This is a genomic window from Blautia sp. HA3515, assembly GCF_059933065.1.
The window spans coordinates 1-23080 of the sequence record NZ_JAYFUY010000120.1; the positions used below are offsets into that span (position 1 = coordinate 1).

Here is a 23080-nt window from a genome sequence, read left to right on the forward strand (position 1 = left end):
ATCCTTCCTGACAAGGTGCATAAAAGCAATCCAGAAGCGGAACCTGCTGATCACTCTTTCTTACAGGAAGAGGCTTAATGCTCTTTAAATGGTGGTGATCTTTTTTTGCTTCTTCAGCAAGGGCAGACAGCTTCTCCACCTGTATACCCTGCCATTTTTCCAAAGGCTTTTCCATTACTTTTTCTGCCATCTGGGTAAATCTCTGATATCCGCCTGGTTTTAATAAAGTAGTAGCTACTGTTACCGGCCACACACCACAGGAAACGATCTTGTCAATGTTATAATAATCGGCTCCTCCGGAATAAGCGATCCGAAGCTTTCCGTTAAACTGTACAGAAAGCTTTGCTGCAAGTGAAATAGACAGCGGGAACAAAGACTTCCCTGGACATATACGTTTCTTCACTTGGAAGCCTCGCCTCCTGCCACATCCACAGGGAAAGGTATTGGTGATTCTTCCACTCCGAAGTTCCAAAAGCCCAGAGCTGGCCAAGCCACTGGCTTACATAGGCACAGCATCCTGATACTGGAGATTATCCAAAGGAAATCTCCATGATGTAACTGAATCCCATCTATACTCAATAGCCTTCTTGAAAATCCATATCCACAGAACATCTCATTGAATAAATGTATTTAAATGCTTTTCTTTCAGCAGGTAATCTGCAATGCTTTCGATTTCCTTTGGAGGATCTCATGCAAAAATCGTAGCTGAATTACAGACTGCAGATGGGATCCTCCTAATATCTTCTGCATTTACATGCTGAAACAGATCTATATGATCCAGAAGCCATTCCTGGCATTCTTTAAAAACAGCAGTATCCTTTGCTTCCTTCATGCCTTCAATAAAGGCATCGATCTTAGGAAGTTCTATCCCTGCCAGATCATATCCTACGGAAATATTAAGGCTGAGTCTGCTGTGCCTCCCAGTTTCAAACCCTCTGCCATTACATGAAGCAGAAACCATGCCTTATATATTCTCCCATTGCATCCGGCACTGTCAGTTTGAGCCACCTCACACAAGCCATATCCCTCGTCCTCAGCAAGGATACATGGCTTGTTAACACAGGAAGACAACTCCTGTCCGTCCATCTTCTGCACAGTCTTAAGCTCAAAGAATATCTGTGCCCCCCACAACAACCAAATACATTCTTAGGAACCCACTGGCTGATGCTGCTCCATTCACTCCAGCTTCCTGCCAAGATCTCTCCGCCTTTCCCAGGATCTGCCTTATAAGCCCTATGCACTCCAATACATCCTCTTCATCTTTTCTCCACAATCAACTCCATCAGCTGCCCAAAAGGGCATACATGTCATAAGATCACTCATTCGTCTGCCTCCTATTTCCCACTGTTAATATCGTCTGCCAGTTCTTCACAGACTGTCTGCAGTCTGCCATCACCTTCTCCACATCACATACCAGTACTTCTCTGTCCTTCATCAACACTTTTCCATTGCAGATGGTTGTTACATCTCTTCTGGTTGTGCCATAAGATCACCCGTGTCCATTGTCCCCACGCATTGGTGTAGAAGAGGATCATAAGAACTGTTTCATCACCATCACACCGCCGCTGTGCAGCACCTTCCTTCAATACACCCAGCTGTTTCTTCTGAGCAACTGCCTGCGATCACTGCATTATTCTCAAACAGCATCCTTGGACCCTGCCCCTTCAGGCTGCATCAACATCGTAGGCTGCTCGCGAAGGATATTTGCCACCTTCCATGACTCCAGCATATCATGGGTATATCCGTCTGTTCCAGCCCTGTGCCACCATTTCTTTTTCAATCAACCATTCCCATGCAACATATCGCATTTCCCATTTATTTCGGATTGTGACAACCATATAGTATCTGTGTCTTTCATAAGATCATCATGCTCATTCACAAGATACAATGTCCAGAAGAGTCTTGGGTCTAGGATATTCCAGTCATATAACCTGTCCACGATCCGCTTATTATGCTCTTTCAGCAACTCACTAGTATATCTCTTCACTATGTGCAGATGAACATTAAATTCAACGTCTTCCGGCTTCAGTTCATTACAAAGCTCCATTGTCTGATCAGAAATCGTAAAGGATGCGTGCATACCCATCATAGCTGCGATCATATCGCTATCATCTGCCAGGGCGTGTTTGATAAAATTCACGTTCTCCATAACAGACTCCCTGGACTTATCCATACCGTCACGTGCCACGTGCTCCCATAGCACAGGCAGGTACGGATCCCCAGATCCCTGGCTGCGTCTTCTCTCATGGCACTTAAAGATCCTGTAATATGTCCGAAGCTGGCATGATGGTCGAAAACAGTTGTCTACACCGTTGCGGATGGAATCAATATAGGTAGCATAAGCGCTGAGCCTGGTCTGCTCCAGCGTAAGATGCCGGTCGATCGTCCACCACTGTCCATCCAGAATATCCAGAAAACCAGATGGATTGTACCCTTTGATAGAAAGCCCTCTGGCAAAGGCACTGTAAATGTGCTCATGTGCATTAATAAATGCAGGCATGATCAGACCACCTTTTGCATCAATGTATTCTGCTCCTGGACAGGCCTTTTTTACTTCTTCCGTATTGCCTACCATGTGGATCGTATTGCCATCTATGGCCACCGCCCCATTTTCAAAGAATGTGTGAGATTCGTCCCGTGTGATCATCCTTCCATTACCAATAATAAGCATATTTACCTCCTCCTTTTTTATTTAACTGATTTTTTTAGGAATACTCCATATTTTATAGTATCAATTTATCATAAATTTGTGTAAATTTCAATGGGACATGCAAAAAATTTTTTAGATATTCTTAATTTTTTTGTTGGAATGCACAAGAAGGCAAAAGGATGGTTTCCTTTTGCCTTCTTTCTCTCATTCGTCTGACATATTTTCAGGATCAGCCGCCGGTCTCCCTGGCTCCATGCCTCCGGATCAAGGACCACATGATAGCCCTTTCCATTCTTTACATGCCATTCATAAAAGGATCTGTGCTCATCGCAATATTCCTCCATAAGATTCATAATAGTGCCGCCATGCACTACCAGGCCTGCTCTTAGCATCTTCCGGTTGATACATTGCTGCACTGCTTTTCCAAATCCGTCAAAGCATCTTTCCCTAAAAGCCTCTCTACTTTCACCTCCTGGAAATGGAAGCATCCCATTAGAATCAATCCACTGCTGATAATGCTGATTACCAGACAGTTCTTTATAATTCTTATTCGCAGCCTCTTTCCGGTACCACACTCTGCAAGCTCCGGAATAACATGCGCCTCATGTTCCGGAAAAAGGATCTGTGCAGTCTGCAGACATCGCTTTTTAGGACTTACAAACACTGCATCTATTTCCGGATATTCGAAGAGTTTTAAGAAACTCTATCCCCTCCACGCAAAGAGGCTCATCTGTCACTCCAATGTACTTACCGGATTTGTTTCCCTCTGTCTGCCCATGACGAATCAGCCACAAATCAAGCATCTTTGATCACCGTTCCTATTCCACATATCACTCTTGTCACTTTATGGCTGTAGGATGCAAGAACAGTGCAGATCCTTCCTGTCTTCTCACGGTATGCCCGGTCAAAAGCATCTACAGGAACAACTCCATAGCCAATTTCACAGGAAGTAAGGATCAGATTTGGATTTCTTCTTATCAATTCCTCTCCAAATCCTTCCCAAATCCTTTCCTGCCTGCATTTCCTTTCGGATAAACTCATGAAGATTCAAAACACCTGACACTGTAAGTATCTCATCTGCACCCAGATCCCTGCCTTCTCTCCAGCAGATTCTGCAGGATGCTGCTTTTCCGCATAATCACTTTTTCCCTGAAAAGCCCCTCCGATGATCAGTTCCATTTACTTTCTCCCTGATTTTATTTTATGATTTTATTATATGAAATTAGAGGCGATAGCCAGGATCACACACATCCCAGCCTCACAGGTACAAAGAAAAAATCCTGCCAGGTCCCCTGTGATCCCTCCAAAAAACTTCATTGCCATATGATGATACCAGACAAAAACCGCCAGTGCACCAAGAAAAGCCAGGACTCCTAAAACAGGCTGTACCAATACCATAAGGACAAGCAAAACTGCCAGATAAATGATCAGCACATTCCGAACCGTAATATCTTCTGATTTTCTTGAAAACTCTGCCACTGTTCCATCTTTTCTTGCTTTTGGAAATGTAACCACGCTGATCCCGGAAAAACACCTGGAAACCATAAAGCCCATTGCCATGACCAACAGTGCTTTGCCATTCCTCCACATCTGACAGTAAGCCCCATACCATGTAAGGAAATAAATACCTGCTGTGATCACAGCAAAAGCTCCTGCATTGGAGTCCTTCAGGATCTCCAGCCTGCGCTCACGGCTTTGCCAGGAGCTTAATGCATCTGATGTGTCCAGAAGACCGTCCACATGGATCCCTCCAGTAATCAGTACAGGGATCAAAGTGAGAACTACTGCCACAAAGCTGCCATTATATCCACAATACTGCCCTGCATATCCTGCCAGCCAGGTGATCAGCCCGACCACCGCACCTATAAATGGGAAAAAGCAGAACATATACTTGATATTTTCTTTATCCCAGTCTGCCTGAGGCATAGGGATCTTGGAATACATGGCAAACGCCGCCTTAAAATTATTCCACAGTTTTTTCATCAGGTACACATCCTCCCTTCAGATATACTGGAATCCCATATACAACTTCCGTCACTTCATCTGCTTCCCCGGCGATCTGACGATTGATCTCTCCCAGATAGCTTTGATAAAGAGCGGTCTCTCCCAGATACTGAGCAGTTTCTGAAAAGATTTCATTGGTCACGATCACCAGATGCTGTACACTGTCACGAAGATGTCTTACCCCTTCCATCACTGCTTCCACAGTTCTTTTCATGAGCTCCCTCTTCCTGAAACATTTCATTAGCTGTCAGATTGGACATACACTCCAGAAGCACTGCGCTATCTGGATCCAGCTTTAGTCCCTTAAGATCCGTATATCTTTCTACTGTTTCAAAACCTTTTCCTGCACGCATCTGTCTGTGCCGCAGAATCCTTACATCACTTTCTCTATCAAAAGGAAACATGGTAGCGATATAAATCCGTTTTCCCTGTCCAAAAGACAGGATCTTTTCTTCTGCATAGGCAGATTTCCCACTTCCACTGCCTCCTGTTACCAAAACCAGCATTATTTTAAGTTCCTCATATTCAGTATGTTCCTCATATTCAGCATGTTCATCGTTTCTCCATATCGCTATTTCAATTCTTCATATTGTTCTACATGGATATCCTCGAAGGTACTAAGCGTATTGTAAAGCTTTGCGCCCATATCCAAAAACGGAAATAGCGCTACTGCCCCGGTGCCTTCCCCAAGACACATGTCTCCATGGATCACCGGTTCCTTCCCCAATGCCTCCATCAAAAGCCTGGAAGCCGGTTCCTTTGACATATGACTGGGAATCATATAATCACCTGCCAGTTCACACATTCTTCTGGCTGCAAGAGCTGCCACACAGGAAATAAATCCATCCATAACAACCGGCATACCAAGAGCTGCTCCTCCAAGATAAACTCCGGTAAGTCCTGCAATGTCCAGTCCTCCTACCTTTGCCAGCACATCTACTGGATCTTCCGGATCAGGCTGATTCAGCTGGATCGCCTTCTCTATGGTGTGGATCTTCCGTAAAAGTCCCTCACTGGAAAGCCCAGCTCCCCGGCCTGTCATCTTTTCTACTGGCTGATTCAAAAGAACAGATGCCACTGCACTGCTGGTGGTAGTATTCCCAATGCCCATCTCGCCGGTAGCCAGTATCTGGTATCCCTGGCTTTTCAGTTCTTCTGCCATAGTGATCCCGGCACGGATCGCCTGCTCTGCCTGTTCTCTTGTCATGGCAGGACCCTTTGCCATATTCCTGGTGCCATAAGCAACCTTCAGATCCCTTCTTGCCAGAGCATCTGTTACCATACCAATATCTACCGGCTTCATATCCACACCGCACTCCTGGCACATCACGCATACAGTAGAAGTGCCGCGTACAAAATTATCCGCCACAATAGCAGTTACTTCCTGTCCTGTCTGGGTCACTCCTTCTTCCACAACACCATTATCCGCGCACATGGCAACCAGTGCTTTTTTATGTATATCTACGTTAAATTCCCCGGTGATCCCGGCGATCTGTATGATCAGATCCTCCATCTTTCCCAGGGAATGTAAAGGCTTTGCAATACTGTCCCATCGTTTCTTTGCTTTTTCCATGATCTGCTGATCCAACTGCCGGACAGCAGCAATGGTTTCATTTATTGTCATCTTTTCTCTCTCCTTACTTCTTTCCTGTGGTAAACACAAGGAATTTACTGAATATGTAGTTCAGCACAAGTACCACAAACTGGGTGGCAAATTTCCCAAGCATATCATTCATATGAAGCTGTTCTACCAGAAGCCACACGCCGCCCACCTCGATCACCATAGTTGCCAGCCTGGCTCCGATAAACTTGCCAAAGGGCTTAATGTGATCCTTCAGGGTCTCACATTTATCCTGAAATACATATTTTGAATTTACCACATAGGCAAAAAGAATGGCAAGGATAATCGAAATAAGATTAGCAGTATTCAGTTCCGTACCTGCTTTACGCAGGATATAAAAGCTTACAAGATTTACCATAGTGGTGCAGCCGCCAAAAAAGACATACCGCACCACATCATTCTTATATAGTTTTTTGATCAGTTCCTTCATTTTACTGTTGTTGTTCTCCTGTTCCACGTAATATCTTTGACACAATATACCTTGGACGTTTCTTTACTTCTTCATAAATCTTCGCAATATAATAGCCTATAATGCCAAGGCTTAACATCACTGCACTTCCGATCATAAGAAGCACGATCAGCGTAGTGGTATAACCCTCTACAGCCCGGCCGCCAAAGAACTGCACAAGAGAATAGATCAAAAGGACCAGTGAACAAAGGAAGCATGCTGCTCCTGCTATCGTAACAAACTGCAGGGGCACAGTCGTAAATGCTACAATGTTTGTAAATGCATATTTGATCAAAGACCAGGTGGACCATTTAGATTCACCAGCTTCTCTCTCCTGAACATAAAATCCAACAGTAGTTGTTTTGTATCCCACCCATGCAGACTCGGCCCTGAAAAACATATTACGCTCCGGCATGGACAAAATACTGTCTACTACCTTTCGATCCATCATCTTAAAATCCGAAGCATTCTTCATGTCAATCCCGGTAGCCTTGGACATGATCCCATAAAAGAAGCCAGCACACTCCTTATGGATCACGCTTTCCTTACCTCTGGAGAGCTTCACTCCCTCGATCACCTCATAGCCCTTCTGCCACAGTGCGTACATCTGAAGCAGCGTTTCCGGCGGATGCTGCAGGTCGCAGTCCATTACCGCTACCACATCCCCTTCCGCCTGTGCAAGCCCTGCACAGATAGCCGCCTCTTTTCCAAAATTCCTTGAAAAGTGAATACCCACCACATTTGTATCCTTAAAACCGGCCTTTTTGATTTCTTCCCATGTGTGATCCTTGGATCCGTCATCCACAAGAACCAGTTCATAGGCAATCCCTGCTTTTTCCAATTCTTCCTTTAATACTTTGCAGGTTTTCCCAACCATCAGTTCCTCATTATATGCGGGGAGGACAATTGACAGTCTGCTCATGATATAACCTCCAGTCCATAATTCCAGTCAAATTTAACTTCCCCATTATATTACAATTCCATGATCCAGGCAACAACGTTCCTGATTCTTCAGAAAAAGTTGAGATTTCAGGAAGCAGTTATATTTATCCACATTGCAGGCCGCACACCAAAGTCCAGATTATCCACAGCAGCACCATAAAAACTGGTAATTCCGCTTTCAGATACAAAATTTGCATTTTTTTGTAAAAATCCTGGAGAACGCAGCCACCAGCTGCAGTAACCATAGTCAAAATCTGTTGTCCTCTCCACAGCTGACACTCCCTGTGCCAAAGCATATTCGGTAGGTTCAGCCTGTTTTTCCTGTGATGTAGGAAGACATTCTTCTGCTTCTTCCTCACTTAGCAGAAAAATCCTGTCTGAAGTATCCTTTTCTTCCATGAAGAGCTTTTCGTCGCCAAAGGTTCCCCTGTACTTTTCCAAAGAATCTTCATCCATATATTTAACATCTTTTTTAAATAAATATCCTAATGTATCTTCCGTAGAAACAGGAGCAGCCTGAATCCTATCCTTCTCTTTTTCATCAAAAGCATCATCCAAGAATGTAGTATTCAGCCACTTTCTTATAAAACAGCTTTCCCAGGTACAGCTGGTCCTGTAAAGGTTGTAATACTGACAATCCAGCACATATTTGCTAAGTACCAAAGCCCTGTCCTTTTCTTTTTTCAGGAGAATCCATTCAATTTTTTCTTTTCCATCAGATGTATCATTATCCTGTTCATAAGCGCCAAATAAAATGCTGTCACCTACAGGTACGTCCTGCAGATTTTCCAGTTTCTGCACATGATACTGATCATATATTTCCTTTGCTTTTTGCTTGCTGTCCTTATAATCATCAAGGGAAATCAGCTGCTCATATGACTTCACATATTCTCCCTGACTGATCTGATCTAATGCTTTTTTATATTTTTCTGCAGGAATAAACACAAGATCTGCCCACTCATAAATACAAAGTGCCCCGATTGCTGCCAGACAGATAAAGATATTTCGTTTTATCCGCTTTTTTCTCTTTTTTTCCTGTTTCTGTCTTTCCTCTTCCTGTACAATCTGCTCCAATCGCCAGCGTTCCTGCTGTTCCTTCTCTCTTTTTTCCTTTTCTTTCTGATTTTTTATCTGAACACTATGAAGTTTTTCTTCACAAATACTGATTTTTTCCTTTGCATCCTGAAATTCAGGAATTTTCTGGAACCCTTCGATCGCAGCCACATAATCTTCTTCCAGGCTGGCTTGTTCCATGATTTCTATTGCCTGGTCGTACAATCGTTTCTGGCGGTCATGTTCATTTCGATCCCAGATCTGGCTGTTTATGTCCATTAATTCGGATGAAAATTCCTTATTCCCGAAACGAAGCGCCTTGCTGAAATTTCTGTCACCCCAAAATGTTTCTTCACAATCCACCAGTTCTTCTTTCGTATATACATGCCGCTCTGCCATCATTTTTCCAAGATATGCCTGAGCATTCCTAGGATCCAGATCAAGCACACGCTCACAATATTTATCAGCCATCTTCCAATTTCCATCCTCCAGGAAAAGAAAGATCCTTTCTAAAAGAACTGATACGTTTATCTCCTCTGCTGACAATGGCTTATTTGCGGACTGGGTCATTGAATCCTTATCCAACTCAGAAAGAGTCTGCCGGGTACCGCAGGAATCACAAACTCCCACAGTGTCTCCCGGCTTAAACATAATCCGGCCACCGCATATTTTACATTTATAAACTGCCATATCCCACCTCTTACAGAATCTGAGAAATCATCTGCTGCTTGATCTTTGCAAATTCCTCGTCGCTGATCAGTCCGGTATCTTTCATGATCTTAAGCTTCTCCGCCCTCTTCCTGAAATCCTGGATATCCTCTGCCTGCGACTGCTCCTTGCTTTTTGCCGCCTGCTGTGCAACATCAAAGCTGCGTTCCTGGGCATAGGTATATCCTTCCTGCTCTCTTTTTGCTGCCTGCGCCTGAGAGTCGATCACAACCTTTTGTGCTTCTGTCTGTGCACGGATCAGATCTGTCTGCTGATCAAGCTTTGCCTCTGCAACATCTGCATATTGCCTGAAATAAATTTCCTTAAACTTCTCATATTGCTTATCCCCATCCGGTTTTACAATGGTTGTAACAAAAAAATTTTCCAGGCAAAGTCCATAATCTGCGAAATCTGGTATAAGAAGCTTATGTATCGCCTGGGAAAAAGCATTCAGATTTTCATCGATCTGAAATATACTGATCTTTTCCACTCTCATCGTCTGTGCAATATAGGTCTTTACTTTCGCCATCAAAAATCCTCTGAAATAATCAGTCAGTTCGTCCCGGTTCACCCCATTCCCGGCACCTGCCAGACTTAGCAGAAGCTTACAGCCATCTTCCACCTGAAGGATCATTTCACCGCTTGCTCCAATGGAAATGGGAAATCCATATATTGGCTCCATGTACTGAACTTTTGTATCTGTACCCCATCTAATATTCATCTGTCCCGCTTTATTGATAAAATATACTTCGCAATGAAAGGGGCTTGTGTCACCGGTAAACCGGTTCAGCAGTTTGCTGATAAGCGGAATGTTCTGCGTTTCCAATGTATATCTGCCTGGTCCAAATACGTCCATGAATCTGACCATCCATGAAGAAAACTGCTTCCTGGCTTTCATGCACGATCAGCTGGGTAAGACAATTGAAATCCTGACTTGGGTGTTTCCAGATAAATGTATAATTGTCTCCTTCATATTTGAGAACATCTGTAATCTTTGCCATATTACCTTTCCCCCTTTTACCTTATTTTTAACGGTAATTTTTTGCGTAATCCTGCAATTCATATATTTTATCTGTCAGTGTTGATCTGTTTTGTAAATTGTAGCATAAATTATAGATGAAGTAAATCCGATTATATATGAAGTGGAAATAGTCCCTAGATGTAAATACCCAAAAGCTTAAATCCTTACACCCACAGTAATATAGCCGGATCACAATTTCTTCATGATCCGGCTATATCTGCTTTCAAAATATCCATCCAATATCCATGAATTTGCGCATGCATATATAACTCATTCATGGCTGTTGTCCGAGATTTTCATATTAAAATTATTTTACTGTTACAGTACAGGTCACTTTTTTCTTTCCTGATTTTACCGTGATTTTTGCTTTTCCCTTTTTTACAGCTTTGATCACACCCTTTGCAGATACCTTCGCCACCTTTTTGTTTGAACTGATGTATGTTACTTTCTCTGCAGCTGTTTCTTGGATACAGAACAGGTTTCAGCGTAAACTTCTTCCATTTTCTTAGAGTTATTTTTTTCTGGTCAATTCCATAGAAGCTGCGAGCTTAGGAAGTTCTCTAGTTTCCTTAAATGGCATCTGCTGCATTCTCTGGTTTTCTCACCTTCTTCAAGAACTGTAGGCTGAGTTGTAATCTGATAATCCCCAAACAAATGACCTCCAAGGGCTGGAATTGTTTCTGTTTCAACTTCATTGCAAACAGAACAGGTACGCTCTTTTTCTCCAATCCATTCGCATTTTGGTTCTTGAACAATAACCCAATCCCTGCCAGCTGTGACCATTTAAAGGAATGGTTTCATATCTATCCATTCCACATAAAGTGCAGCTATACACGCATGTTCCACTATCTTCACAGGTCGCTTCTATTATAACACTTCCATCATCCCAAATATGCGTATGGGTTCCAATGATTTCATACGTATATCCACCAGCTTTAGCATAACTTTCTCCATATGAATTTGAATATACTTTAAACAAGATTCCCTGCTCTGTAAAAGGTTCTACTACATTCGCATATTCAGGAATAAAAAATTCTTTCAGATTTGTACAATACGCAAAAGCATTTCTGAAAATTCCTTTAAGTTCTACTGGAAGATTTACGGTTTTCAGCTGTGTGCAGCCAGATGCAGCTGAATAACATATCCATTTTGTTTCTCTTGGAACATTTAAAGTCACTATTTGTTATAAAGAATACCGTCTAAAGAACTATAAAACTTATTTTCTTCAGCTACGTTAATATTTTCCAGAGTTCGTGTCTGAGAAAAAACAGAATAACCAATTCGTTTAACTGATGCAGGGATTGTTATTGATTTTAACTTCTCACATTGATAAAATGCGTTATTTCCAATGGATGTAACTCCATCTTCAATGATTACCTGTTCTGCATTTATCTATTCTTTTGTATCATTATAATTATATTCATACATTTCCCCTGAGCCGTGAATCGTCATAATTCCATTTTCCAGTCTCCAGGTAACATCTGCTCCACATATACCGGAATCTTTCTGATTAACAGGACTTACGTATATATTACATATGCCTCCGTAACAATAGCCATCCAGGTAATATATCTTTCCTTTTTCCAGTTTATATCCTTTTGAGCCCATCGACAAAGCAGACTCACCTTATGCTCGTTATATATATTAGGATAAACAACCATACAGATTCCTTCTGAATCATCTACAACCCTTCCACGAACTTCAAATATCCCATCAGTTTCCGGGATCAGTCTTACTGTAGCATTTTCTGTCAGTTCAATTGTATATACCCCACTTCCTGTAAGCTTCATATCCAGGATTTCTGCCGAGTCAGCAAACAGATCTGATTCCACGTTTTCTTCCACTTCATTTGTAAACTCTGGATCCATCTCGTCATTTTGTTTTGTCGCATCAAATACTGCCTGTGCTTCAGTTGTAGTGCCATCACTTATCAATGTTTCCTCACCCGCACCAGCTTCTGTGTTTTCATAAGCATCAACATACGATTCATCTGTAACATCAAAAACATTCTCGCCATTAAGTTCCTGTTCAGCCACAGATCCATTTTCATCTGAGCTCACATCTGTAAAGTCTTCCGCCATGGCGTCAGCCGGGGACAGGGTTGTAGCCAACATTACAACCGTTAAATACATACAAAGCCATTTCTTTTTCATTATACAATCCTCCTTTTCTGTACTATATAATTCATATTTCAATATATATGTTTACTATTCTCAACTTCTTTCATGTGAGCATAGGCTTAAAACATGATATAAATCAAGTTTTGCTAAATAAACTGAAGCACGCAAAAAGAGCCATACAATAGTTTCCACTATCGTATAGCCCTTTGTATTTCTTTCAATTTTTCATTTTTACCAGTACATTCTCACATATTCTGTCGCTTCTTTTTCTGACAAAGAAAAGTCTTTCATTATATTCTGAACAACATCTTCTTGATTCATATTAAACCTTTTGCATATTCTGATGCTTGCCTGTATCCCTCCTTCTTTTCGACCTTTCTCTACACCTTCATTCACCAATTCTTCTAACGCTGTACACATATAAATCTGACCTCCTCTTTCTTCTGATTTTAAAGCATGATCAATCAGTTCCTGTGATTCTGTAATTGCACCAATCACCACTCCAAGCTCTGCTGGAATAGCCTGATTTTTATATAAAGTATTAATTTTTTCAAAATTATGCTCATAAATAGCTCGGCTTACATCAAAAACAATGTCTACATCTGAATTTTTGAATCTTAATGATCCACTTTCTCTTACCTGAAGCAAATTCATCTTATAATCCGATACCAGTGGTTTCAATTTATCCGGTATCTTCAACATGTCTGTCAGACAAAAGGGGCCATCCCACTCACTTTCACCATAATATACGCATAAACTTATCATTGGATGAAGACGATCTGTCTTTTTAAAATTGGATAAAAACTCATCTGGCGATTCAAAAGACTTATCCCGTCTATTCCGAGCGGCAATTTCATTATACTCTTTCAAGTATGAAAAGGAATCCCCAAGCATATGACGAAGCGGCATTGCATAATGGATCTTTGCCTGATTCTCCAATCCCCAGATTACAAAATCTACCCCATATGCTGTTTTCTTTACTACATCCAGGACTTTCTGTATCGTTTCTGCATGTCCATTGAATTTAATCATGGAAGAAACATCTGTGTCTGCTTCTGAAAGATCATTTGGATTTAATACCTGTTCTCCTCCAAACAGAGCTGCATTAAATAAATCAGCAAAGCGATTATTATCTTTCCAGAAGTTCTTTAGTATGGTATCCGGTTTTATCCGATTCTTTTTCAACTTATAGACACCTCCCAGACTTCTCTTTCCAATAATATATCATATCCCACTATTTTTTTCTATAACACATTCGGTATTCACGCAAAAACGCAAAAGTATACTGTAAAATAAGCATTGGCAAATTGATTATATCGTATTGTTAGTTGCATTACAGAAAAAATCTTGGTTATATATCATGCGAGGCTTTCGCAGATTTCGACTGGGCTAATTTCTCTGTTATTTGCCGTGTTTGAGCACTGTAAGTGCGAGTTTGATGTGCTCGAGGTAAAGGAAGCACGAACGAAGTGAGTATTTACTTTTACCGGCACATCACTGACAGAATCAGGAGTGCAAAGCACGACAGCTGCATAGCAGCTGGATTCTGGAAGTGGACAGAGATAATAAATGCCCGGGAGAAATCCGAAAACGAAGCCCTGATATATAAACATATTTTTTCTGCATAATGCACTCAAAACAAATAATATATTTAAATTTGCCAATGATTATTTTACTGTATCCGCAAAAACAAGAAAGACCCACGGCACCACCTTCATCAGGCAGTGCCGCAGGTCCACTTTACGCTACGACACGATAAACATATATTGGAGTGGCGCAGTAAAAGCACCTAACCTTATGTTTATACTATTTATTTATATTGCGGCTACTGCCGCCCAAGGATTTCATTCCTCTTCATCTGTACTGCGGGGTATTGCCACCCGAGGATCTTATTCCTCTGTTCCGTACAGAGTGATCAGTTTCTGCAGATACTCGTATCTAGCTGCTGCTTCAGACTGGTTCTTAGCAAACAGTCTGGCAGCTTTCTCAGGATTCTGACGCTGTAAGGAGTTGTAACGAACCTCTCCATTCAGGAATCCCTGATAATCTGTCATATCCGGTGCTTTGGAATCAAGGCTGAACTTGTTGCCTTCTGCAGCCGGATTGAAGCGGAAGTTATGCCAGTATCCACACTTAACAGCCAGCTCTTCCTCTGTCTGAGCCTTTGCCATACCCTTCTTGATACCATGGTTGATACATGGAGCGTATGCAATGATCAGAGACGGTCCCGGATAAGCCTCAGCCTCAGCGATTGCTTTGATTGCCTGGTTGAAGTCAGCGCCCATGGAAATCTGAGCAACATATACATAACCATAGCTCATTGCGATAGAAGCCATATCTTTCTTCTTTGTCTCTTTACCGCCTGCAGCGAACTGAGCGATCGCACCAGTAGGTGTAGACTTGGAAGACTGTCCGCCTGTGTTGGAGTAAACCTCTGTATCAAATACCATAACATTGATGTCACGGCCGCTTGCAAGTACATGGTCTACACCGCCAAATCCGATATCATAAGCCCATCCGTCACCACCAAAGATCCACTGGGATTTCTTAGCCAGGAAATCTTTCTGTGTAAGGATGTCTTTTGCTTTGTCACATCCGCATGCTTCCAGAGCTGCTACAAGTTTCTCAGTAGCTGCACCGTTGGTAGCGCCACATGCAAATGTATCCAGCCATTCCTGGCCAGCAGCTTTAACGTCTGCGTTGTCGCCGTTAGCTACAACATCTTCTACTTTTGCTTTCAGGCCATCACGGATAGCTTTCTGAGCAAGAAGCATACCATAACCGAACTCTGCGTTATCCTCGAACAGTGAGTTGCCCCATGCAGGACCCTGTCCTTTGGCATTTACAGTATAAGGTGTAGATGGTGAAGAGTTACCCCAGATAGAGGAGCATCCTGTAGCATTTGCAATGTACATTCTGTCACCAAACAGCTGAGTGATCAGTTTAGCATAAGGTGTCTCACCACATCCAGCACAAGCGCCTGAGAACTCAAGCAGAGGCTGTTTGAACTGGCTTCCCTTAACGGTTGTCTCTTTGAATTTAGCAATAACGTCTTCTTTAACCGGAAGAGTTACACCATAATCAAAGTATTTCTGCTCTTCCATGTTTGCTTCCAGGTTCTCCATAGCAAGGGCTTTTGCACCTTTCTTGCCAGGGCATACATTTGCACAGGAACCACATCCTGTACAGTCAAGTGCGGAAACAGTCATGGTAAACTTGTACTCTTTCATACCTGTCATAGGTAATGTTTTGATTCCCTCAGGAGCATTTGCAGCTTCTTCCTCTGTAAGTGCTACCGGACGGATAACAGCGTGCGGGCAAACATATGCACATCTGTTACACTGGATACAGTTCTCTGGATTCCATACAGGAATATTTACAGCGATACCACGTTTCTCGTATGCAGCAGCACCGGATGGTGTAGTACCGTCAACATAATCTTTGAATGCAGATACAGGCAGTGTATTACCTTCCTGTGCATTTACTTTAGCCTGGATGTTATTAACGAAATCAACAACTTCCTGACGTCCTTCGGTAGCATGAGTCATATGCAGGCCTTCATCTGCTGCATCTTTCCAGCTATCCGGAACCTTGATCTCAACAACCTGTTTTGCACCAGCATCGATAGCTGCCCAGTTCTTCTGAACAACATCATCACCCTTACGTCCGTAAGTTGCCTTTGCAGCAGCTTTCATAAGGTCGATTGCCTGATCCTCAGGAATGATACCTGTCAGTTTGAAGAATGCAGACTGAAGGATTGTGTTGATACGTGTTGGTCCCATGCCAGTCTCAATACCGATCTTCACACCATCGATGGTGTAGAATTTGATATTGTGGTTAGCGATGAATGCTTTCACCTGTCCTGGAAGATGTTTCTCAAGTCCTTCCATATCCCATGCACAGTTAAGAAGGAATGTACCTCCGTCAACCAGCTCCTGAACCATGTTGTATTTATTAACATAGGAAGGATTGTGGCATGCTACAAAGTCTGCCTTGTGGATCAGGTAAGTGGATTTGATCGGTTTCTTACCAAAACGCAGGTGAGACATGGTAACACCACCGGATTTCTTGGAGTCATAGTCAAAATATGCCTGAGCATACATGTCTGTGTTATCACCAATGATCTTGATGGAGTTCTTGTTAGCACCTACAGTACCGTCAGCACCAAGTCCCCAGAACTTACAGTTAGTTGTTCCTTCTGGTGTAGTAACAAGAGGAGCACCTGTCTCAAGGGAAAGATGTGTCACATCATCTACGATACCGATTGTGAATTTCTCTTTTTCTGTATTGTCATAAACAGCAACGATCTGAGCCGGTGTTGTATCTTTGGAACCAAGACCATAACGTCCGGAGAAGATCTTAACACCTGCAAATTTGCTGTCTTTAAGAGCAGCTACAACATCCAGGTACAGCGGCTCGCCAAGTGCACCTGGCTCTTTTGTTCTGTCAAGAACTGTGATCTGTTTAACGGTCTCAGGAATAGCATCAACCAGTGCCTGTGCGCTAAATGGTCTGTACAGACGAACTTTGATCACACCAACTTTTCTGCCGGCTGCTGTTAAGTAGTCGATAGTCTCTTCGATTGTATCATTTACAGATCCCATAGCAACGATCACATGGTCAGCATCAGCTGCTCCATAGTAGTTGAAAAGCTTGTAATCTGTACCGATCTTAGCATTAACCTTGTCCATGTACTCCTGAACAACTGCAGGAAGTGCATCATAATATGGGTTACATGCCTCTCTTGCCTGGAAGAAGATATCCGGGTTCTGAGCAGAACCTCTCTGGCATGGATGGTTCGGGTTAAGAGCATGATCACGGAATGCCTGGATAGCATCCATATCAGCCATATCCTTCAGATCTTCATAATCCCATGTCTCGATCTTCTGGATCTCATGAGAAGTACGGAATCCATCGAAGAAGTTGATAAACGGAACTTTGCCTTTGATTGCAGCAAGATGTGCAACAGGAGTCAGGTCCATAACTTCCTGTACGGAAGACTCGCAAAGCATTGCACAACCAGTCTGACGACAGGCCATAACGTCGGAATGATCTCCGAAAATAGAAAGTGCGTGAGAAGCAAGTGCACGGGCGGATACGTTGAATACACCCGGAAGCTGCTCACCAGCGATTTTATAAAGGTTAGGGATCATCAGCAACAGACCCTGTGAAGCTGTATAAGTAGTTGTCAGGGCACCTGCTGCCAGAGATCCGTGTACAGCACCTGCTGCACCAGCCTCAGACTGCATCTCAGTTACCTGTACTTCCTGTCCGAAGATATTTTTTCTACCCTGGGTTGCCCACTCATCAGTGGCTTCAGCCATAACAGATGAAGGAGTGATCGGATAGATAGCAGCTACATCTGAAAATGCATATGAAGCATGAGCAGCTGCATGGTTTCCATCCATGGTTTTCATCTTTCTTGCCATAGTTTTATCTTTCCTCCTTAAAGATTTATAAAAATATTATTTCTAGACATCTGAGTGCCTAAAATTCCATTTACTATTATAGCATATAAGTTCTCATATTTCTATTTTAGTTTCTGTTTTTTTTGTATATTATAAGATACAAAAGAAAGAAAAAAGGCACCGGTGAACGGGGGCTGACCGCATACCGGTGTTTCTTATTCATGTTTTAGTCTGTCAGTCCCAGGACCTGGTCAAGGGGCTTTCTTTTCAGCAGACGCCACAGTTCATCCTGGATCTCTGCCAGTTCTTTGTGCATATAACATACACTTCCGTCCTGGCCATTACGGACACATTCATTTTTCGGATTAAGGCATTCGATAATATACATGTCCGGATCAATTGCATAGTATACCTCGAACAAAGTCAGAGAACCTAAATCTTTATTCAAGGTATAACCGCCATGGACGCCTCTGAAACCTTTTACGATTCCGGCTTTCTGGAGTTTTTTGAGGATTTTGTAGGCAAAAGGAGCTGTAATTGCTTCCCTGTCACAAATCTCATTCACGCTTAAACGTGTTTCTCCTGCAAGCGCCCGAAGGACTCTTACTGCATAGTCACACTCTCTCGTAATAAACATACCTTTATAACCTCTCTCTTTAGCATTTGCATTCTAGTTGTTGATCCTTAGTTGTCTTTTCCTCCCTGACAAATCGAGTATAACAACTTTAAAGGAAAAATTCAACAACATATCTAAATATATTTAACTCTTTTTGAAAAAAACGTCACTTTTTTTCATGAAAGTTATAAGGTATTTTATTTTTCTCCGAAAATTAACACAAAACCAACAAAAAGTATGACCGTTCCCAACACATATCTGATTCTTTTACTCCATGTATCATACTTTGGATTTTCCATCATCTTCTCTACATAACTGTAACTGGTACCTGCCACGATGAGCAAAATGCTGTGCCCAAGTGCATATAAAACCATGAGAAGAATCCCCCAGCCAGTGCTTTTCCCAAGCTTTGCAACAAGAGCAAGAAGTGCCACCATAACCGGGATCGCACAATGGGAAGCAAACAAGCCTCCAAGAGCGCCTGTGAGAAATGCTCCTGCATATCCTTTCTTCATGGTATGTTCATCAAAATGGATATGCGGGATCACATTCACCACGCCAAAGACCTGAAGCGCCATAAGGACCATCAAAATCCCCATAAGCACAGCCCACCAATGTCCTGCCTCATGCATATGATGTCCGATCGCAGAAGCCACAGAACCAAATATACCAAAAGTAACTGTCATACCTGCAGCCATGGCAAGAGAAAGCCTAAATGCCTTCCCGGGGCTTGCCTTGGAAGCACCTACACAAGTAAGCAGCATAGGCACAGTTGCCAGGGAGCAGGGGGTAAAGGATGTAACGATCCCTGCCACAAGGGCAAGAAGCGGTGCAGCCCAGAAGCTTGCAGCCATACTATTCGTTATGGTTTCCAAAATTCCATTCATTTATTATCTCCTCACATATCTGTCTGTCGCTTTTTCCATCGGTTACTATCTGACAATCTGCAGCAGCCTCATATTTAGGGCGGCGTGCTTCCATCAGTTCTTTAATCGCCTCTACGGACTTTTTCCCTTCCAGAAGAGGACGGTCGTGATTATTTTTCACACGGTTTAAAATGGTTTCCGGCTGAGCCGTAAGCAGGAATATTTTCCCGTTTTTCTTCATGATCTCCACATTACGAGGCTGCATTACAGTTCCTCCTCCACAGGAAACCACCACATTTTCCTGATCCTGGATCTTCTCAAGAAATTCCGTCTCTTTTTTACGGAAATATGCTTCCCCTTTCTCTTTAAAAATCTGGGATATCTTCATCCCTTCTTCTACTTCGATCTGTTGATCCATCTCAATTTGCTTCATATTATAATGCCTGCAAAGACATCTGGCCACTGTGCTTTTACCAGTCCCCATAAACCCGGTGAGATATAGCTGTCCTGTTTTCATTTCTTATCAACTCCGTTCGTATATTATCCTGTTTTCCAGGCCAGTCTTTCACACATTATAGCAGTGGTTTATTTTTTTGTAAAGAAATGCATAGAAAAACCAAAATAATTCTTACAAAATTCACAGTTTACGATAGGAAGGAAATCGGCTATACTAGAAAACAGTGAGCAAATCGACTATATTCGGAGGTAAATATGATTTCAGCAAATAACATCACACTGCGTGTTGGAAAAAAAGCGCTTTTTGAAGATGTAAACATCAAATTCACAGAAGGCAACTGTTACGGTCTGATCGGTGCCAATGGTGCAGGAAAATCCACATTCCTTAAAATCCTTTCCGGACAGCTGGAGCCTACCAAAGGAGATGTGGTGATCACACCTGGCCAGAGACTTTCCTTCCTGCAGCAGGATCATTTCAAATATGACGCCTATCCTGTACTGGATACTGTAATCATGGGAAATGCCCGTCTTTATCAGATCATGAAAGAAAAAGAAGCCATTTATGCAAAGGAAGACTTTACAGATGAGGATGGTATCCGTGCCAGCGAACTGGAAGGTGAATTTGCAGAAATGAATGGCTGGGAAGCAGAATCTGAGGCAGCTACCCTGCTGAACGGACTTGGTGTAGATACAGAGTACCATTATTCCCAGATGGCTGACCTGAACGGAAGCCTGAAGGTGAAAGTTCTTCTTGCCCAGGCATTGTTTGGTAATCCGGACATCCTGCTTCTGGACGAGCCTAACCAACCACCTGGATCTTCCTGCTATAGAATGGCTGGAAGAATTCCTGATCAATTTTGACAATACGGCAATCGTGGTATCCCATGACCGTTATTTCTTAAATAAGGTATGTACCCAGACTGCTGACATTGATTATGGCAAAATCCAGCTTTATGCAGGTAACTATGATTTCTGGTTTGAGTCCAGTCAGCTGCTGATCAAGCAGATGAAAGAAGCAAACAAGAAAAAAGAAAGAAAAGATCAAAGAGCTGCAGGAATTTATTTCCCGTTTTAGTGCCAATGCTTCCAAATCCAAACAGGCTACTTCCAGAAAACGTGCTCTTGAAAAAATCCAGCTGGATGATATGCGTCCTTCCAGCCGTAAGTATCCATATATTGACTTCCGTCCAAATCGGGAGATCGGTAATGAGGTACTGATGGTAGAGAATCTTTCCAAGACCATTGACGGTGTAAAGATCCTTGACAACATCTCCTTTACCCTTGGACGCAATGACAAAGTGGCTTTTGTAGGTGCCAATGAGCTTGCCATCACCACCTTCTTCAAGATCCTTACCGGAGAGATGGAGCCTGATTCCGGTAATTATAAATGGGGTATTACCACCTCCCAGGCATACTTCCCTAAGGATAATACCCAGGAGTTTGACAATGATCTGACCATCACGGACTGGCTGACCCAGTATTCTGAGATCAAGGACGCTACCTATGTGCGAGGCTTCCTTGGACGTATGCTTTTCCCCGGAGAAGACGGTGTAAAACGTGTCCGTGTTCTTTCTGGTGGTGAGAAGGTGCGCTGTCTTCTTTCCAAAATGATGATCTCCGGTGCCAATATCCTGCTTCTGGATGAGCCTACCAACCATCTGGATATGGAGTCCATTACCGCACTGAATAACGGACTGATCAAATTCCCTGGAGTGATCCTTTTCACCTCCCATGATCATCAGTTCGTAGAAACTACAGCCAACCGTATCATGGAGATCCTTCCAAACGGTACATTGATCGACAAGATCACTACCTATGATGAATATCTGGCAAGTGATGAAATGGCTAAAAAGCGCCAGGTATTTACTGTGAATGAAGCGGACGCATCTGACAACTGATGTGCCCTGCTGCACTGACAGTTGTAATACCAAAACCAATCTTGAAATTTCAAAAGAGGAAACTGCATCTGCAGCTTCCTCTTTTTGTAATGTAGCGTATTATAATAATACAAAACAGGATCTTCAGAATCCTAATATATTATGCTTATTTTACCTGAACCTTCATTCCAACATAATCAGATGGATAACAGAAAGTAATTGATGTATTCACACTCTGGATCCAGTTGGTTGTACGCTTCGGTGCATTCATCAGCAGATAGCGAAGGCTGGAATAGGTATTGGTGTATGCCTTGTTCCGGCTGTAAGAACTCATCAGCTTGCCCTTATAGTATACGCGGTATGCCACTGCACTGTTCTCAAAAGTGTACTGTTCAAAGGAATTGTTGCTTCCAAGAGTACGTCTTGCAACTGTGCCTCTCTTTGCAGACATGATCACAGGAGCACCTGTAAGGTTACTGCTGGTCATCGTGAAGTTCACACTTCTGCCCTTAGCTGCCTTCACAAGCTTCAACGGACGGTGGGATGCACTCTGCTTCACAAAGGAAATCCCTGCCTTGCCTGACTGTGTAGTATAATCTACACGGATCGTCACACTTCCCCGATTAACACGGATACAGGAAAGCATTCCTGAATTGCTGCCAGCGCTTTGTTTGATAAATGTACCTGCTGCATTGTTCACATAAACGCCCTTATTCGTGCTGCGCACCATATACTCGGTAGGCTGACTGCTCTTGCCGCTCGGGTAAGATGCGATCACTGCATCGTATCTGGTCTTTGTATTGGCCGGAGTCACATAAACCGTATAGGCTGTGATCTTGTTGGTGCCAATGCTTTTGTTCAGCACATGATAGGTCTGTCCTGCAGATATGGTAAGAGTCGCTCTTCTTCTTGTGGCTGCTGATGCAGGTACTGTTGCTGTGATGATCGCAGCTGCTGTTATCAGCGCTGCCGCAAACCATTTAAAAACTTTCTTCTCTCTCTCATTTTGCCTCCTTAGCTGCCTTTTACAGGCCTGTTTTGATTTTCATTCTCCATGCATGGTTATGGGAGCAAGCTTGCCTCCTGTAACTTTCAGAAGTCCCTCCAAAGGTGCTTTCAGTGTAAGACCGATCCGGCCGCCACTGATATAAATCTCCTGAAACTCACCGGCAGACTGATCAAATACTACCGGATATGGCTTCGATCCCGATAGGGCTGCATCCGCCTCTTACATAGCCGGTGATCTTGTGATGTCCTTCACATGGATCATATCCACTGCCTTCTCGCGGT

The 23080-nt window shown here is 42.8% G+C and carries 24 protein-coding genes and 4 pseudogenes; 1 reads left to right on the top strand and 27 read right to left on the bottom strand.

Annotated elements, in window-relative coordinates; translation table 11 throughout:
• The 26 genes and pseudogenes from R1Y93_RS09975 to R1Y93_RS10100 form a co-directional block, all read right to left on the bottom strand.
• Positions 1-403, bottom strand: a pseudogene (locus R1Y93_RS09975) (putative selenate reductase subunit YgfK); the annotation flags it as partial.
• Between the two features lie 285 nt (positions 404-688).
• Positions 689-1086, bottom strand: a pseudogene (locus R1Y93_RS09980) (hypothetical protein).
• 19 nt (positions 1087-1105) lie between these two features.
• Positions 1106-1273 (bottom strand): hypothetical protein, encoded by a 168-nt coding sequence (locus R1Y93_RS09985; RefSeq protein WP_500822682.1) that lies wholly within the window; start codon positions 1271-1273, stop codon positions 1106-1108.
• Positions 1274-1636: 363 nt separating this feature from the next.
• Positions 1637-1780, bottom strand: a complete 144-nt coding sequence (locus tag R1Y93_RS09990) for a hypothetical protein (RefSeq protein WP_500822683.1) — start codon at positions 1778-1780, stop codon at positions 1637-1639.
• A complete protein-coding gene (locus R1Y93_RS09995) occupies positions 1781-2671 on the bottom strand; it encodes an amidohydrolase family protein (protein WP_500822684.1) in 891 nt (296 codons plus the stop codon). It lies immediately after the preceding gene.
• Between the two features lie 68 nt (positions 2672-2739).
• Positions 2740-3225: a histidine phosphatase family protein gene (locus tag R1Y93_RS10000; RefSeq protein ID WP_500822685.1), complete on the bottom strand. Its 486-nt coding sequence runs from the start codon at positions 3223-3225 to the stop codon at positions 2740-2742.
• A gap of 72 nt (positions 3226-3297) precedes the next feature.
• Positions 3298-3453 carry a histidine phosphatase family protein gene (locus R1Y93_RS10005; protein WP_500822686.1) on the bottom strand — a complete coding sequence of 52 codons (156 nt, stop codon included), beginning with the start codon at positions 3451-3453 and terminating at the stop codon, positions 3298-3300.
• Positions 3446-3691 (bottom strand): bifunctional adenosylcobinamide kinase/adenosylcobinamide-phosphate guanylyltransferase, encoded by a 246-nt coding sequence (locus tag R1Y93_RS10010; RefSeq protein ID WP_500822687.1) that lies wholly within the window; start codon positions 3689-3691, stop codon positions 3446-3448. The genes R1Y93_RS10005 and R1Y93_RS10010 overlap by 8 nt, the downstream gene beginning before the upstream one ends.
• A gap of 6 nt (positions 3692-3697) precedes the next feature.
• Positions 3698-3829: a hypothetical protein gene (locus tag R1Y93_RS10015; RefSeq protein WP_500822688.1), complete on the bottom strand. Its 132-nt coding sequence runs from the start codon at positions 3827-3829 to the stop codon at positions 3698-3700.
• A gap of 33 nt (positions 3830-3862) precedes the next feature.
• Entirely contained in the window at positions 3863-4633 is a 771-nt protein-coding gene (cobS, locus tag R1Y93_RS10020; protein ID WP_500822689.1) for an adenosylcobinamide-GDP ribazoletransferase, read from the bottom strand.
• Positions 4614-5160: pseudogene (locus tag R1Y93_RS10025) on the bottom strand (bifunctional adenosylcobinamide kinase/adenosylcobinamide-phosphate guanylyltransferase). Before R1Y93_RS10025 ends, cobS begins: the two are co-directional and overlap by 20 nt.
• A gap of 65 nt (positions 5161-5225) precedes the next feature.
• Positions 5226-6278, bottom strand: coding sequence for a nicotinate-nucleotide--dimethylbenzimidazole phosphoribosyltransferase (cobT, locus tag R1Y93_RS10030; protein ID WP_500822690.1), 1053 nt, complete (start codon positions 6276-6278; stop codon positions 5226-5228).
• Between the two features lie 13 nt (positions 6279-6291).
• Positions 6292-6705, bottom strand: a complete 414-nt coding sequence (locus tag R1Y93_RS10035; RefSeq protein ID WP_158421565.1) for a GtrA family protein — start codon at positions 6703-6705, stop codon at positions 6292-6294.
• 1 nt (position 6706) lies between these two features.
• A complete protein-coding gene (locus tag R1Y93_RS10040) occupies positions 6707-7645 on the bottom strand; it encodes a glycosyltransferase family 2 protein (RefSeq protein ID WP_500822691.1) in 939 nt (312 codons plus the stop codon).
• A 107-nt stretch (positions 7646-7752) separates the two neighbouring features.
• Positions 7753-9408: a DUF6273 domain-containing protein gene (locus R1Y93_RS10045; RefSeq protein WP_500822692.1), complete on the bottom strand. Its 1656-nt coding sequence runs from the start codon at positions 9406-9408 to the stop codon at positions 7753-7755.
• A 10-nt stretch (positions 9409-9418) separates the two neighbouring features.
• Positions 9419-10294, bottom strand: coding sequence for an SPFH domain-containing protein (locus R1Y93_RS10050; protein ID WP_500822693.1), 876 nt, complete (start codon positions 10292-10294; stop codon positions 9419-9421).
• A complete protein-coding gene (locus R1Y93_RS10055; protein WP_500822694.1) occupies positions 10197-10427 on the bottom strand; it encodes a hypothetical protein in 231 nt (76 codons plus the stop codon). The genes R1Y93_RS10050 and R1Y93_RS10055 overlap by 98 nt, the downstream gene beginning before the upstream one ends.
• 327 nt (positions 10428-10754) lie before the next feature.
• Positions 10755-10925 carry an Ig-like domain-containing protein gene (locus R1Y93_RS10060; protein WP_500822702.1) on the bottom strand — a complete coding sequence of 57 codons (171 nt, stop codon included), beginning with the start codon at positions 10923-10925 and terminating at the stop codon, positions 10755-10757.
• Between the two features lie 213 nt (positions 10926-11138).
• Positions 11139-11624 (bottom strand): leucine-rich repeat protein, encoded by a 486-nt coding sequence (locus tag R1Y93_RS10065; protein WP_500822695.1) that lies wholly within the window; start codon positions 11622-11624, stop codon positions 11139-11141.
• Positions 11624-11839 carry a leucine-rich repeat protein gene (locus R1Y93_RS10070; RefSeq protein WP_500822703.1) on the bottom strand — a complete coding sequence of 72 codons (216 nt, stop codon included), beginning with the start codon at positions 11837-11839 and terminating at the stop codon, positions 11624-11626. The genes R1Y93_RS10065 and R1Y93_RS10070 overlap by 1 nt, the downstream gene beginning before the upstream one ends.
• Positions 11840-11967: 128 nt before the next feature.
• Positions 11968-12600, bottom strand: coding sequence for a hypothetical protein (locus R1Y93_RS10075; RefSeq protein ID WP_500822696.1), 633 nt, complete (start codon positions 12598-12600; stop codon positions 11968-11970).
• Positions 12601-12798: 198 nt separating this feature from the next.
• Complete coding sequence (locus R1Y93_RS10080) at positions 12799-13752, bottom strand: hypothetical protein (RefSeq protein WP_500822697.1); 954 nt, start codon at positions 13750-13752, stop codon at positions 12799-12801.
• 704 nt (positions 13753-14456) lie between these two features.
• A complete protein-coding gene (gene nifJ / locus R1Y93_RS10085) occupies positions 14457-17996 on the bottom strand; it encodes a pyruvate:ferredoxin (flavodoxin) oxidoreductase (RefSeq protein ID WP_500822698.1) in 3540 nt (1179 codons plus the stop codon).
• Between the two features lie 205 nt (positions 17997-18201).
• Positions 18202-18612: an RrF2 family transcriptional regulator gene (locus tag R1Y93_RS10090; protein WP_158422422.1), complete on the bottom strand. Its 411-nt coding sequence runs from the start codon at positions 18610-18612 to the stop codon at positions 18202-18204.
• A 176-nt stretch (positions 18613-18788) separates the two neighbouring features.
• Positions 18789-19478: a cytochrome c biogenesis CcdA family protein gene (locus R1Y93_RS10095; protein WP_500822699.1), complete on the bottom strand. Its 690-nt coding sequence runs from the start codon at positions 19476-19478 to the stop codon at positions 18789-18791.
• Positions 19447-19974 (bottom strand): shikimate kinase, encoded by a 528-nt coding sequence (locus tag R1Y93_RS10100; RefSeq protein ID WP_500822700.1) that lies wholly within the window; start codon positions 19972-19974, stop codon positions 19447-19449. Before R1Y93_RS10100 ends, R1Y93_RS10095 begins: the two co-directional genes overlap by 32 nt.
• A gap of 194 nt (positions 19975-20168) precedes the next feature.
• Between R1Y93_RS10100 and R1Y93_RS10105 the strand changes: the two are divergent.
• Positions 20169-21811: pseudogene (locus R1Y93_RS10105) on the top strand (ABC-F family ATP-binding cassette domain-containing protein).
• Between the two features lie 145 nt (positions 21812-21956).
• Here the strand turns inward: R1Y93_RS10105 and R1Y93_RS10110 are convergent.
• A complete protein-coding gene (locus tag R1Y93_RS10110) occupies positions 21957-22655 on the bottom strand; it encodes a hypothetical protein (RefSeq protein WP_500822701.1) in 699 nt (232 codons plus the stop codon).
• Between the last annotated feature and the right edge of the window lie 425 nt (positions 22656-23080).

Bases quoted from the DNA above. Each gene is read 5' to 3' on its own strand.
- R1Y93_RS10100 (WP_500822700.1), bottom strand. From the start codon at position 19,974: ATGAAAACAGGACAGCTATATCTCACCGGGTTTATGGGGACTGGTAAA.
- cobT (WP_500822690.1), bottom strand. From the start codon at position 6,278: ATGACAATAAATGAAACCATTGCTGCTGTCCGGCAGTTGGATCAGCAG.
- cobS (WP_500822689.1), bottom strand. From the start codon at position 4,633: ATGAAAAAACTGTGGAATAATTTTAAGGCGGCGTTTGCCATGTATTCC.
- R1Y93_RS10090 (WP_158422422.1), bottom strand. From the start codon at position 18,612: ATGTTTATTACGAGAGAGTGTGACTATGCAGTAAGAGTCCTTCGGGCG.
- R1Y93_RS10095 (WP_500822699.1), bottom strand. From the start codon at position 19,478: ATGAATGGAATTTTGGAAACCATAACGAATAGTATGGCTGCAAGCTTC.
- R1Y93_RS10035 (WP_158421565.1), bottom strand. From the start codon at position 6,705: ATGAAGGAACTGATCAAAAAACTATATAAGAATGATGTGGTGCGGTAT.
- nifJ (WP_500822698.1), bottom strand. From the start codon at position 17,996: ATGGCAAGAAAGATGAAAACCATGGATGGAAACCATGCAGCTGCTCAT.
- R1Y93_RS10050 (WP_500822693.1), bottom strand. From the start codon at position 10,294: ATGGTCAGATTCATGGACGTATTTGGACCAGGCAGATATACATTGGAA.
- R1Y93_RS10015 (WP_500822688.1), bottom strand. From the start codon at position 3,829: ATGGAACTGATCATCGGAGGGGCTTTTCAGGGAAAAAGTGATTATGCG.
- R1Y93_RS10045 (WP_500822692.1), bottom strand. From the start codon at position 9,408: ATGGCAGTTTATAAATGTAAAATATGCGGTGGCCGGATTATGTTTAAG.
- R1Y93_RS10055 (WP_500822694.1), bottom strand. From the start codon at position 10,427: ATGGCAAAGATTACAGATGTTCTCAAATATGAAGGAGACAATTATACA.
- R1Y93_RS09995 (WP_500822684.1), bottom strand. From the start codon at position 2,671: ATGCTTATTATTGGTAATGGAAGGATGATCACACGGGACGAATCTCAC.
- R1Y93_RS10010 (WP_500822687.1), bottom strand. From the start codon at position 3,691: ATGAGTTTATCCGAAAGGAAATGCAGGCAGGAAAGGATTTGGGAAGGA.
- R1Y93_RS10005 (WP_500822686.1), bottom strand. From the start codon at position 3,453: ATGCTTGATTTGTGGCTGATTCGTCATGGGCAGACAGAGGGAAACAAA.
- R1Y93_RS10075 (WP_500822696.1), bottom strand. From the start codon at position 12,600: ATGAAAAAGAAATGGCTTTGTATGTATTTAACGGTTGTAATGTTGGCT.
- R1Y93_RS10040 (WP_500822691.1), bottom strand. From the start codon at position 7,645: ATGAGCAGACTGTCAATTGTCCTCCCCGCATATAATGAGGAACTGATG.